Source organism: Rubrivirga sp. (genome assembly GCF_049648075.1).
Taxonomy (GTDB): domain Bacteria; phylum Bacteroidota; class Rhodothermia; order Rhodothermales; family Rubricoccaceae; genus Rubrivirga.
Genome location: NZ_JBARYR010000747.1, coordinates 1 through 12,000 on the forward strand (window position 1 = coordinate 1; position 12,000 = coordinate 12,000).

The 12,000-nt window shown below is 66.8% G+C and carries 11 protein-coding genes; all 11 read right to left on the reverse strand.

Annotation, left to right across the window (positions count from 1 at the left end):
- Window positions 1–14 precede the first annotated feature (14 nt).
- The gene (locus WBA11_RS19755; RefSeq protein WP_424522343.1) at window positions 15–452 is read right to left on the reverse strand and encodes a hypothetical protein; all 438 of its coding nucleotides are present in this window, start codon (window positions 450–452) and stop codon (window positions 15–17) included.
- Between the two features lie 54 nt (window positions 453–506).
- Window positions 507–2,042, reverse strand: coding sequence for an HAD-IG family 5'-nucleotidase (locus WBA11_RS19760; RefSeq protein ID WP_424522344.1), 1,536 nt, complete (start codon window positions 2,040–2,042; stop codon window positions 507–509).
- 98 nt (window positions 2,043–2,140) lie between these two features.
- Window positions 2,141–2,812 (reverse strand): carboxypeptidase-like regulatory domain-containing protein, encoded by a 672-nt coding sequence (locus WBA11_RS19765; RefSeq protein WP_424522345.1) that lies wholly within the window; start codon window positions 2,810–2,812, stop codon window positions 2,141–2,143.
- A 66-nt stretch (window positions 2,813–2,878) separates the two neighbouring features.
- A complete protein-coding gene (gene csgH, locus WBA11_RS19770; protein ID WP_424522346.1) occupies window positions 2,879–3,232 on the reverse strand; it encodes a curli-like amyloid fiber formation chaperone CsgH in 354 nt (117 codons plus the stop codon).
- A complete protein-coding gene (locus WBA11_RS19775; RefSeq protein WP_424522347.1) occupies window positions 3,232–3,798 on the reverse strand; it encodes a hypothetical protein in 567 nt (188 codons plus the stop codon). Before WBA11_RS19775 ends, csgH begins: the two co-directional genes overlap by 1 nt.
- Window positions 3,799–3,959: 161 nt before the next feature.
- Complete coding sequence (locus WBA11_RS19780) at window positions 3,960–5,477, reverse strand: hypothetical protein (protein ID WP_424522348.1); 1,518 nt, start codon at window positions 5,475–5,477, stop codon at window positions 3,960–3,962.
- A 196-nt stretch (window positions 5,478–5,673) separates the two neighbouring features.
- Entirely contained in the window at window positions 5,674–7,218 is a 1,545-nt protein-coding gene (locus tag WBA11_RS19785) for a beta strand repeat-containing protein (RefSeq protein WP_424522349.1), read from the reverse strand.
- A 200-nt stretch (window positions 7,219–7,418) separates the two neighbouring features.
- Window positions 7,419–8,795 (reverse strand): hypothetical protein, encoded by a 1,377-nt coding sequence (locus WBA11_RS19790; protein WP_424522350.1) that lies wholly within the window; start codon window positions 8,793–8,795, stop codon window positions 7,419–7,421.
- A 183-nt stretch (window positions 8,796–8,978) separates the two neighbouring features.
- Window positions 8,979–10,397, reverse strand: a complete 1,419-nt coding sequence (locus WBA11_RS19795) for a Curlin associated protein (RefSeq protein WP_424522351.1) — start codon at window positions 10,395–10,397, stop codon at window positions 8,979–8,981.
- Between the two features lie 170 nt (window positions 10,398–10,567).
- Window positions 10,568–11,059 carry a hypothetical protein gene (locus WBA11_RS19800; RefSeq protein ID WP_424522352.1) on the reverse strand — a complete coding sequence of 164 codons (492 nt, stop codon included), beginning with the start codon at window positions 11,057–11,059 and terminating at the stop codon, window positions 10,568–10,570.
- A 614-nt stretch (window positions 11,060–11,673) separates the two neighbouring features.
- On the reverse strand, window positions 11,674–12,000 hold a 327-nt coding region (locus WBA11_RS19805; protein ID WP_424522353.1), incomplete at its 5' end, for a hypothetical protein.

A 12,000-nucleotide genomic window follows, 5' to 3' on the forward strand; every position in this document is an offset into this window, starting at 1 on the left:
CCCTCGAGGACGGCTCAGCCCGCGCCGCCCATCCGGTGCTCGTCGCCGCGCGCCAGATGGACCAACCCGACCGGTGTGTGCTGGCCCTGGGCCGCGCCCATCGCCTCGTTCCCGCCCCAGGGCCGGCCCCGGTTGAAGTCCGGGTCCTTCGCCTCCAGCAGATCGAGCCCCCGCTGTCGCAGCCGGTCGCCTTGGACGCGGCCGAACGTGTCCTCCAGGACGAGCGCCCACACCGCCAGCGCCATCCCGTCGAACGGGGCGCCGTGGACCTGGCACAGCGCGTCCACGACGCCGACGGTGTAGCCCAGTCCGAACGGTGTCGCCCAGATGTGGACGGGATTGAAGTCGTCGACCTCGAGGTCGACCCGTCGGCGCTGATCGCGGACGACCTCGAGGGCGCCGTCCAGGACGCGGCGCTGAGCGGGGGAGAGGGGGTGGGAGGAATCGGGCATCAAAAGACGGAAAGCGGCAGAGTCCGTCCAACACGGCGCGCCGATCTCTGATTCCTACTCGCCGAAGTCCTCGACGCCCAGGTCGCGCGCGGCGTCCTCGAGGCCGGCGTCTTGCGGCGTCTCGGAGTCGTGGGGCAGCGTGCCGCGCGGGTTGCGCAGGTACACGAAGGGCGTGTAGTGCAGGAAGTTGGAGACGCGCGCCGTGTAGACGTCGGCCGAGGCCTCGATCTGGCGGGCCAGGTGGCTCTTGTCGTTGCCGGCCCACATCAGGGGTCCCCAGCGCTCATTGACCAACCGGCTCGAGGCGACCGCCAGCGGCCCGATCTCCGCATCGATGGCGACCAGCCGTTCGCGCGTGGTCGCGATGCGCTCGGTCAGCCAATCGGCCGATCGGTTGGTCTGCGGGCCGTAGCCCTGCTCGTTCCGTTGCCGCTCGAGGCGCAGCGCCGAGAAGTAGGCCTCGAGGCGCTCCTTCTCCGCCATCATCTCCGAGAGCCGGTGCTGGTCACCGCGCCAGGCGTCGAGCGCCTCGATCTCGTCCTCGAGGGGGCGGAGCACCAGAGCCGTGCGCCAGCGCAGGACGTTCTTCGAGGTCGTCACGTCCGCGAACACGTGGTCGCCGACGTACAGGATCTCGCTGCCCTGCAGGCCCAGGCTGGCCTCGACGAGCGCCGCGTTCCCGCCGATGTAGGCCCGTCCCTCCTCCAGCATCCCCGTGTGCGACCGGAGCACGGCCCGGCCGTCGTCGCCCTGGCCGACGACCTCGAAGGCGGGGGCGCCCTCGCTAAAGAACGCCGGCTTGCGCGCGCCGACGATGGCCAGATCGAACAGGTCCTGCCACGTCATGTCGCCCGGTAGGTGCGGGTCGAAGGCGTATCCCAAGAGTGGCGCCGCATACTCCCACTCCGAGTTGGTGATGAGCAGCACCTTCTTGCCCGCGTTCTTCTGGTCCAGGAGCGCGAGCGGCACGTCGGGGTCGGCGTCGACGTAGCGGTCGGGGTCGGCCAGGATGTCGGCCTTTAAGACGCCCTCGATGTGGGCCGCGTCCAAGGTCTCGCGGACGGTCTGGTAGAGGTCGTCGTAGCCGAGCCCGTGAGGAAGCTGGCCGGCGTCGAGCTTGTCGACGAGCTGGAGGTAGATGCTGGCCTCGGAGAGCGAGAACAGCGTGTTCATGAACCGCCACCGCTTGTCGTGCAAGTCCACGAGCGTGCGTCGGTACGCTCTGCGCTGCTCCCGATACCCCAGCGGCTGGGTCCCGTGGAAGGCGCGCTTGACGTAGCCGAAGCGGTTCGCCTTGACCACGTTGCCCCGCTCGGTGTCCATCACCAACCCCTGCACGACCAGGTCCGGGTCGAACTCGAGGTCGGCGACGGGCCAGCCGAGCCGTGCCAATCCGTCCTTGATGTAGCCGTACGCCCGCTCCTCCCACAGCGCGACGTGGTAGTGGACGAGCGTGTAGTCCATGTCGTACCCGACCGCCTGGATCTTGCGCAGGTTGAGGGTCCGGTTGCAAAAAATCCCTCGCGGGTGCTCGAAGGCGTCGGGGACGCCGGGCTCGCCGTGGGTGCCGGTGCCGATCGTGGCTTCCATGTCGTGTGTTCGGGGGCACCCTCGAACGTGCGGCCGGCGTGCGGTCGTTCCCAGTGCGCAGAAGGATCACGCGCTGCGCCGGGCGCAGACGTGCCGGTCTACCGCGCGGTCGGCGGTAGGAGACCGCTGCCGTCGCTCGCCGCCTCGGTCGCGTCCGTGCCCTCTACGACGACGACCTGGGCCGTACCTCCGAGAAGCTGCCTCCGGAACATGCCCAAGTCGCGCTGGCCCGGCCCCAGGTCGGTCCCGTTGACCTCCTGGTAGAACGAGCCCCGGTCCGTATCGATTCGGAAGTAGACCTCGTACGTGCCGATCGCGGTCTCCCCGTTGTTGAGCGCCCGGTACTCCACGGTCACGAACGAGCTGTCACTCGTGAACGGCTCGTTGGTGAACCGCAAGACCTCGGCGCCAAAGATCACGTCCGACGACCCGTCGTCGTCGGGCTCCTCGACGCGGAGCGGGATGTCCGCCCGTGTGGTCTGGCCCTCGCGGACCTGGACGGTGACCGTGTTCGGGTCGAACCCGTCGCGCGACGCCGAGATCGTGTACGTGCCGACCAAGACCTCGTCGATGGTGAACGTGCCGTCGTCGCCGATCTGGACCGAGCTCGTCGCCGGACTCGTCGCGACGGTGGCGCGGTTGACAGACTCGAACGTCTCGACGTTAAACACAGTCCCCTCGATGGACCCGAACCGCTCCGGCTCGACGAGGCCGTCTTTGCACGCGGAGAGGCTTAGGGCAAGGGCGAGAAGAACAGCGGTCGATCGCATGGTCAAAGCAGGAGGAACCCAAAGCTACTCTCTGGCAGCCGGACGGCAGCGCCCTTTCTGAGGCGTCTACAACGTGCGCTCGAAGGAATCACTCGAGGTCGTCCCGTCGTCCCACTCGACCTCGAGGCGCGCCTCGAGGCGGTCGCCGGGAGTCACGTTGACGGCCGAGACCGAGAGCGTGTCGCTCTGGCCGCCCTCGAGGTCGAAGGCGCCGCCCTGGCTCGACCTCGACTGGCCCGCGTCGCCGACGCGCTCGACCACGAGCGAGTACGTCCCGCTGATCGGTTGAGCGGACTCGACGACGACCGCAACGCGGTACGATGGGCCGGGCGTGACGTCGAGCCGGGCCGTCGGTGTGGACCCTCCCGAGAGGGTCAGAAGCGCGCCTGCGACGAGCAGGACCGTAGTGGTACTGGCCATCACCGCTGCTCGATTCGGAGTCCGCGCTGCCCCCCGGTCTGGACGATGTCGACCGGCCTCGAGCCGGAACCGACGATCTGGATGGCCCCGTTGCCGCCGCCCGTCTGGGTGACCGAGTGGTCCGTCCTGCTGACGCCCTCGAGGACGAGCTCGTACGAGTTGCCGCCTCCAGACTGGAGCCCCGATACGGAGTTGTCGTCGCCGGCCACAGTACCTAAGAAGGCGTTGGTTCCTCCGGTTTGGATGAACCCAAACTCGTTGCCTGTCCCGTCGATTGCGAGATCGAACTCGTTGCCCGATCCCAATTGCAGAAGCGCCAGCACGTTGCCGGAGCCAGTCTGGTCAACATCCACCACGTTCCCGAAGCCTAGCTGAGCGACGGCCGCTACGTTCTGGTCTGAAGACCCGTTGAGCAACGCGGCGCTGAGTGCCCCCCGTGCTTCAGAAGCTCCAGTCAGGGCCTGCGCCGACGAACCGAGAGCCTGCTCGGCTTGCTGGATGAAAGCCTCCCCCTGTTGCGCGGCCGCAGCCGGCACGAGGAGGGCAGCTAGTAGGAGAAGTCTCATGGTCGGAGAGGGGAACGGTCAGAGTACGTCGTCGACCTCGATGTGTTGCCCGAAGCAACGTCTCGGGCCGAAAAGAGCCGGCGGCCGTGTTACCGACCGCCGGCCCGCGTCGTCCTCGAGGGCTCGGTCTCGAGGACGGACGGGTGGTGCGCGGTCAGGCGCTACTGGATCACGGTCCCAGACTGGGAGACCACGGCCGTGTTGTTGTTGCCCGTCTGAGTGATGGTGGCGACATCGTTGTTGCCCATCTGAAAGACGTCGGCGCGGTTGTCGTTGCCGGTCTGGAGCATCACGGCCCGGTTCATGTCGCCGAACTGCTCGAGGTACATCGTGTTGTCGTCGCCGAGCTGGTCGAGGTCCGCGAAGTTGCCGCTGCCCTGCTGGTCGATGGCGTCGGGCATCGGGGCGTCGCCGTTCAAGATGCCAGCGCGGTTCCGGTCACCCTCTTGGAAGACCGAGAGCACGTTGTCGGAGCCGGCCTGGACGTCGATGTCGACGTCGTTCCAGTTGCCGATCTGCTCGACCGAGGCGAGGTTGTCGAAGGCCTCGCGGCTCGACTTGCCCTGCGTCACGAGCGCGTTGTTGCGGTTGCCGATCTGCTCAAGGAAGACCGTGTTGCGATCGCCCAACTGGGTCAGCTCACCGACGTTGCGGTTGCCACGCTGGTCGATGGCGTCCGGGCGCGGGAGCGACCCGTTGTCGACGCCGGCCTTGTTGCCGTCACCGTCCTGGTCGATCGTGAGCGTGTTGCGGTTGCCACGCTGCTCGGCGACCTCGACCTCGTTGTCGTTGCCGTCCTGCGTCATCGTGGCCACGTTGAGGTTGCCCAGCTGCTCAAAGTCAAGGATGGCGTTCCGGTCGCCCGTCTGGAGCGCGTCGAACGTGTTGTCATCGCCGACCTGAGTGGCGATGGCCTTGTTGGTCGAGCCGCTCTGCTCGACGCGCGCGTCGTTGTCGTCGCCGTCCTGCGTTAGCTCGGCGGTGGCGTTGTCCGAGGACGCGCCGTCGTAGCCCTGGCGGACGCGGGCGTAGTTGCCCACGCTTCCGGCTCGCTGCGTGATCTCTGCGAGATCGTTCGTTGACTGCGAGCCGGTGGTCGTGAAGCCCGAGCCCTGGAGCATGAGCGCCGTGTTGTCGAGGCCACTCTGGAGGATGTTGCCCTCGGACCCGTTGACGGTGCCGCCCAGGCCCTGGTTCACCGAGGCCGTGCCCTGGTCCCCGGATTGCTCGACGCGGGCCGTGGCGCCGGTGGCCGTACCGGCCAGGCCACTCTGCTCGAGACCCTGGGTAATCACGGCGCCGTCGCTCACGCCACTACCGACGTTGCCCAGGCCGCGGTTGTCGTCACCGCTCTGGATGACGGTCGCCGTGTTGTTCGAGGACGTTCCCCTAAAGCCAGGAGCGAGGTCCGCCACGCCCTGCTGGACGTAGCCCTCGTTGCGGTCGCCGGTCTGCTCGATGGTGCCGGTGTTCGAGATGCCGTCTTGGTCGACGAACGCCTCGTTGTTGGAGGCGGCGTCGCCGGCGACGCCCTGGCGAACGGTGGCGGTGTTGGTGACACCCGACTGGTCGATGGAGACGTCGTTGTCGTTGCCGACGGCGCTCGTCGAGGCCGTGTTCTGCGCTTGGACGCCGGCGGTGAGGCCGAGGGCCAGCACGAGGGCGAGGGAGTATCTCATGGGGAAGGAGCGTTTGAGTACGTGCGCCCTCGAGGGCACACAAAGGCGCGGCCGGAGCCACGGCGTCCTCGAGGACGCGGGGTCCCGCGGATCCCGGCTTCGAGGCCGAGCGCCCGCGGGGGGCGGTAGGGACACGCGGCCGTCTTACCGACCGCGTGCCAATGTCTGGAGGCGCCGATTTACCAGCGCGATATGTCTACTGCTGAACGATGGTTGACGTGTTGGACATGCCGGCTGCCGTTGCGGTAGCCGTGTTGCCCAGAGTTGTCTGGTCGATGTCGACCACGTTCATATCGCCCGTCAGCAGCACCGTGGCTCCATTGCCACCTGGGGTCTGGAAGACGTCGACGTTGTTGGAGTTGCCGACGACATCGATGCCCGTCGCGCTGAAGCCGGATCCCGCCGCGTTCATCGAGCCGTCTTGCTCGACGGTGATGATGTTCAGGTCACCTGAGACGGCGCCGCTGATCGAGTTCTGGGTCCCACTCTGGGTGAACGAGATGGTGTTGTTGTCTACCGAGCCGGCCGCGCTGCCGGTGCCGGGGCCCGTGCCACGCGCGTTGAAGTAGACGAAGTTGCTGGTGCCGGCCTGGTCGATCACGACCTCGTTGTCCGACCCCCAGGTCTCGTAGAGCGCCGAGTTGCTGCTGCCGACCTGGTCGATGGCGATGTTGTTGTTCGAGCCGCCGGTCATGGTCTGGCTGGCCGAGTTACCGTTTCCCTCCTGGTCGATCGTGCCGACGTTGTCGACTCCGTCCTGCTGGATGCGGGCCGAGTTCGAGTTCGCCGACGTGAGGCCGAAGGCTCCACTGATGGCCGCCTGGTTGACCGTCGCGTCGTTGTTGTCGCCGGTTTGCTGGACGAGAGCCGTGTTGAGGTCGCCTTCCGCGCCAACGAGAAAGCCCTGGGCCGAGGCTTGGTTGACCGTCGCGTCGTTACCGTTACCGCCCTGCTCGATCGTGGCCTCGTTGCCGGCGCCCTCAGCGCCGACGAGGATGCCAGCTGCAACGCCCTGGTTGACCGTGGCGTCGTTATCGTCGCCGGTCTGGGTCAGCGCGGCGCTGTTCCCCGTCGACGAGCCCGCGGCCAAGCCGAACGCGACGCCCTGGCGGACGGTCGCGTCGTTGTCGTCGCCGGTCATCTCGGCCGTGGCGCTGTTGCCGTCGCCGTCCTGGTCGATGTCGGCGTTGTTGTCGTTGCCGGTGATGTAGACGCCCGAGACGCCGAAGACGGTGCCGACGTTGTTGTCGGAGCCGGCTTGGTCTACGGTCACGACGTTGTTGTCACCGGAGATGTCCACGTCGGCGTCCTGGCCCGAGCCCTCCTGGTTCACGTCGACGTCGTTGTCGAAGTTGGGGCCGCGCTGGATATCAACGAAGGCGCGCTGTCCGTCGCCGTCCTGGTCGATGTCGACTTCGTTCCGGTCGCCCCAGAGCTCGACGCGGGTAAGGCTGTTGCCACCGGTCTGGGCCGCTGCGTCACCGCCGGTCTGGGTCACATTGGTGACGTTCTCGTTGCCGGTCGCCATCGTCTGGACGCCCTTGTGAGAGAAGCCGTCCTGGTCAACGTTGGTGACGTTGTCGTCGCCGTTCTGCGTGATGCTGCCGTCATGGTCCGCGCCAGCCTGGTCGATCACGGCGCTGTTGCTAGAGCCGGTCTGTGCGGTCGCCGCGGTGTTGTTCTGGGCGCTAGCTCCGGCCGCGAGGCCGAACGCGAGCGCGAACGCGAGGAGATTCTTCATTGTGGGGAAGGGGTTGAGAACGCCTCGGAGGGCGTGCGTTGTGAGCGCGACGGAGTGCCGCGGCGTCCTCGAGGACGCGGGTTCCCTGCGGGCGTGAAGCCCTTCGGATTACAGTCCGTCTTCGGGAGGAGCCGGCGGTCGTGTTACCGGCCGCCGGCCGGAGCCGCCCTCGAGGGCGGACCATGTTGCGCGGTTAGGCGCTACTGCTGCGTCACGGTCGCCGTGTTGCCAGTGCCGTTCTGCATCACGTCGGCCAGGTCACCGGCGCCGGAGACGCCCATGCGGGACTGCTCCACGTTGACCATGTTGCTGCTGCCCTGAATGTCGATCAGCGTCATGCCGAAAGCGCCCGACTGGTCCACGTCAACCATGTTCTCGTCGCCGAGAATCGTGAGGCCTGGTCCGCCGAAGCGATCGTCTGAACCCTCCGGGTTGATCCGGTTCTGCGAGCCCGTCTGGTCGATGTCGACAATGTTGAGATCGCCCGTGATGTCGGCGTCGACCGTCTGTGCGTTGCCGGCCTGGAGGACGTTGAAGACGTTGCCGTCACCCGTAAGAGCCTGACCGCCGGTCATGTAGACGTTGTTGCCGCCACCGTTCTGGACGATGTCTACGTCGTTGTTGCTGCCCACGACACCGAGGCGTACGTCGCTGTTCTGGTTGGCCGAGATGCCAGCGCCGTCGAGGCCCTGCGAGATGTCGACCAGGTTACCGGTGCCGTTCGAGGTGGCGCTACGCACGCTCTGGTTGCGGCCGGCCTGTGAGACGCGCGTCTCGTTCAAGCTGCCCGCCTGGGTCACGTTAGCGAGGCTGTTCTGCGACTCGAGCCCGTCGACGCCCTGACCGATCTCAGCGAAGTTGTCCGAGCCTCCCGACTGCGTGATCGTTGCTTCGTCGAAGTTGGACGCGTTGTTGAGGCCCGAGATCGAGCCGGCTCCGTCAGCGCCCTGGCGAATGAACGCCTCGTCGCTGTCGCCGCTCTGGTTGATCGTGCCCTGGCTGTTCGTAGCCTGACCCTGCTGAACACCCTGGCGGACCGAGGCGAGGTTGTCGTCGCCGCCCTGGTTGATCGTACCGACGACACCGCTAGCGGTACCGCTGCTGGTGCCCTGGAAGAGCTGTGCTCGGCCACTCGTGCCCGACTGGTTTGCGTTCGCCTCTGCGTTCGTCGCCTCTCCATTATTGACACCCTGCGAGATCACGCTGGCGTCGTTGCCTGAGCCGCCGAAGAGGCCTGCGTTATCCGAGCCCGTCTGCGTCACGTTGGCCTGGTTGTTCGTCGCTGTGCCCAGGCCGCCTCCACCGAGACGAATGCCCTGCTGGACCGAGGCGTCGTTGGTGCTGCCGAACTGGAGGACCGTAGCGGTGTTGTCGCCTGCCTGGCGGATGCGGGCGTCGTTGTCGTCGGCTGCCGCGCCGGCCTGGCCCTGGGTGACGGTCGCCATGGCACCGCCCGTCTGCTCGACGGCGGCGTTGTTGTCGCTGCCCGTCTGCGACGTGGTAGCGGCGTTGCTCTGCGCGCTGGCGGCTCCGGCCAAGCCGAACGCGAGCGCGAAGGAGAGGATGAAACGGTTCATCTAGAGTGTTGGGTTGTGATGGTGCCCCGGGGGGCGTGTGAGCGCGGCCGAGTGCCGCAGGTCCCGCTGGTTGTCCGTCCACAGACCCGCGGGAAAGAGGCCTGATGGGAAGAGCTGGCGGCCGTGTTACCGGCCGCCAGCCGGGGCAGCGCCGAGGCGCCGCCAGTCGTGCGCGGTTAGGCGCTAGTTCTGGACCGTCGTGGCGCTGTTGCCCGTGCCGGTCTGCGTCACCGTGGCCGTGTTGCCAGCGCCGCCGCCCATCAGGTTCTGCTGGATCAGAGCCATGTTGCGCGTCTCGGTGTTGCCCATGCCATTCTGGATGATGGTCGCCGAGGCGCCGTCAGCCGAGGCACCCTGCTCGACGGTAGCCACGTCGAACCGGCCACCGAGCTGATCGATGTCCACAAAGCTCCCGTTGCCGTCCTGCGTGACGTTCGCCTCCTTGGCGAAGTTGCCCGCCTGCAAGACGTTCGAGAAGTTGCCCTCGCCCGTCTGGGCGATGGTGGCCGTCCCGTTCCCCCGCTGGTCGCTGAAGGAGGAGTTGTCGAGACCAGACTGGTCGAGGTCGAGGGAGTTACGGTTGCCCGTCTGCGAGGCGTCCGAATCCTGGCCCGACCCGCTCTGGGTCACCGAGGCGTTCTGCGAACGGTTGAGCTGCGAGAGCACCGAGGTGTTGTCCGAGCCCGACTGGTCGATGTCAGCGATCAGGTTGCTGTCGCCACCACTGCCACCGGCCAAGTCCCTCTGGGTCACGGTCGAGGAGTGCATATCGCCGACCTGGTCGACGGTGACCGTGAACGTGTTCGAGAGGTCGTTGTCGTAGGTCTGGGTGATCATCGACGAGCTCATCCCGTCCTGGTTCACCGTCGCCGTCATCGTGTTCGAGTCGTTGCCGAACGCGTTCTGCGAGATCGTCGACGAGGCGCCGTTCGACTGCGTGACAAACGCGTTGATGTCCTGAACCCCGTCCGCGTCGACCGTCTGGTCGATGTCCGAGAAGGACCCGCCCGTCTGGTTGACCTCAGCCAAGATCTGGCGCGAGTTCGTCCCGTCGACGCTCTGGTCGATCTGCGACGTAGAGGCGTCCTGCGTCACGCGAGCGGTGAGGTTGCGGGCGCTCTGGCCTGCTCCCGTCTGCGAGATGTCCGAGTCGGCGTCGCCCGTCTGCGTCGCGCTCGCACGGAACGTGCCGGTGAAGCCGGGGCCTTGCGCGTCCTGGCTCACGCCGGAGACGTTGTTAGCGCCCGATTGATTCACGTTGGTGACCAAGTTGCGCGAGCCCGAAACGGCGCTTTGGGTAACTGTCGAGGCGTTATCCTGGCCGTTCTGGGTGACGAAGGCCTCGGGGTCCTGCGGCACGGCGCCGATCGACTGGTCGAGGTCCGAGTCGGACTGCGTGATGCCGGACGCGTTGCCGGTGCCCGCCTGGTCGACGAAGGCGCCGGCGCCGACGGAGTTCTGGTCGACGTTGGAGGTGTTCTGACCGACCTGTTCCACGTTGGCGACGTTGTCGGTGCCGGTCTGGTTGGTCGTAGCGTTGTTCTGCGCGCTGACGGCCCCGGCCAAGCCGAGTGCGAGCGCGAGAGTGAGAAGATTCCTCATGAGAGAGTGTTGGGTTGTAAGAGTGCCCCGAGGGGCGTGTGGTTGTGAGCCCCAAGGGGCGTGTGAGCGCGGTCAGGGCCGCAGGCCCCGCTGGTCGTCCGTCCTCGAGCCCGCGGGGGAGGCCCGATGGAAAAAGCGGGCGGCCGTGTTACCGGTCCGCCCGCTCAGCGTCAGAAGCCTGACTGGGTGATATTCGCGACGTTATTCGAGCCGCTCTGGGTGACGTGTGCGACGTGGCCGCCGTCCTGGTTGATGTAAGCCTTGTTATCGAACCCGAAGGTCTGGAGCACGAACGCGAGGTTGTCGGCCCCGCTCTGCGTGACCTCCGCGTACCCCTGGTTCTCCTGCTGGATGTACAGCTGGTTTCCCGTGCCGTCCTGGGACAGCACCAACCGGCTCCCGTCGTATTGAAGGGCCGGCGCGGACGCGTTGGCCGTACCGTCTGCGAAGCCCGCCAACACGTTCGAGGACCCCGTCTGCGTCACGAGCGCATCGTTCGAGCCGTCGACCTGCCGGATCGAGGCCGTGTTCAGGCCCGTCCCGGCAAAGGTCTGCGTGAGCCGGGCCTCGTTGCCCGAGCCGACCTGCTCGATGTACGCGCTCGACTGGGCCGCAACTGGAGCGGCTAGTGAGACGGCGAAAAGGGAGAGGAGTTTGTTCATTCGAAAGCCAGTGCGTAGTCCCGATCGGGAGCCGTGCGCGCCGGGCCAGATGGCAAGGCTGCAGAGCTCGCTCTGCCGGATCTGGTCCAGCGGAGTTAGATCGAGAGAGACACGGGCCGTCGAACGGTCCCGGAGGAAACTGCATCCTCGAGGACGAGGGGCGGCGCTGGATGCGCTTCCGAGGCGACAGGCGCCACGGAGGGTGTCGGGTAGATCATCTAGGCTGAGAGCCTTTGGGGAAGGAGTTGCGCAACGAGTTGCGCCGTTCAGATGACCTCAGTGGTGGGGGGCACGTCAATGCCCTGAAGTCGGCGGCCTGGCGGACCAGACCGTCAGGCAAGCACTCAGTCACGAGTGGTGCCCGTCTCAGCGATACCCCATTTAAACCACTGCCGATGTAACAATCAACCCCCCGTCAGAGCCAACTAATGTGAGACGAGGGTACGCCAGGTCACACATCGGCTCGTGGACTCTTCCAGCGACGATCCGCGCTGCTCGCACCGGGGAAATCCCCAGGGGGAATCCACACATCTTCACACACGTAAGGTCTCCTAGGGAGACTCGTCTCATAATGAGACAGCGTGGGCTCTTCCTAACGCTTGGACAAGGACACTCTAGAACGGGGCGTACACCACGATCCCCCCTCGCCCGACCCAGACGTTGTCGTTGACGGTGCCCGAGCCTTGCAGGCCGTCGAGGCCCTCGGTAAACGGGTAGTCGACGCCGCCCTCGACGAACACGCCAAACGAGCGCGACAGGCGGCCCTCGATGCCCGCCGTAGCCGTCCCGTAGATGAACGGCCCGCTCTCGACCGCGGAGACCGACAGGGCGCCGAGGCCGAACGAGAGCGTCGGCGTGACGCGCGCCGAGGGGACGAGCCGGCCCCGCGCGACGAGGGCGCCTCCGACGAAGGGCTCGCCCTCGGCGTTGACGTCCAGGAG

Coding starts and splice junctions, on each gene's coding strand:
- WBA11_RS19755 (WP_424522343.1), bottom strand. CDS start 452: ATGCCCGATTCCTCCCACCCCCTCTCCCCCGCTCAGCGCCGCGTCCTG.
- WBA11_RS19760 (WP_424522344.1), bottom strand. CDS start 2,042: ATGGAAGCCACGATCGGCACCGGCACCCACGGCGAGCCCGGCGTCCCC.
- WBA11_RS19765 (WP_424522345.1), bottom strand. CDS start 2,812: ATGCGATCGACCGCTGTTCTTCTCGCCCTTGCCCTAAGCCTCTCCGCG.
- csgH (WP_424522346.1), bottom strand. CDS start 3,232: ATGGCCAGTACCACTACGGTCCTGCTCGTCGCAGGCGCGCTTCTGACC.
- WBA11_RS19775 (WP_424522347.1), bottom strand. CDS start 3,798: ATGAGACTTCTCCTACTAGCTGCCCTCCTCGTGCCGGCTGCGGCCGCG.
- WBA11_RS19780 (WP_424522348.1), bottom strand. CDS start 5,477: ATGAGATACTCCCTCGCCCTCGTGCTGGCCCTCGGCCTCACCGCCGGC.
- WBA11_RS19785 (WP_424522349.1), bottom strand. CDS start 7,218: ATGAAGAATCTCCTCGCGTTCGCGCTCGCGTTCGGCCTCGCGGCCGGA.
- WBA11_RS19790 (WP_424522350.1), bottom strand. CDS start 8,795: ATGAACCGTTTCATCCTCTCCTTCGCGCTCGCGTTCGGCTTGGCCGGA.
- WBA11_RS19795 (WP_424522351.1), bottom strand. CDS start 10,397: ATGAGGAATCTTCTCACTCTCGCGCTCGCACTCGGCTTGGCCGGGGCC.
- WBA11_RS19800 (WP_424522352.1), bottom strand. CDS start 11,059: ATGAACAAACTCCTCTCCCTTTTCGCCGTCTCACTAGCCGCTCCAGTT.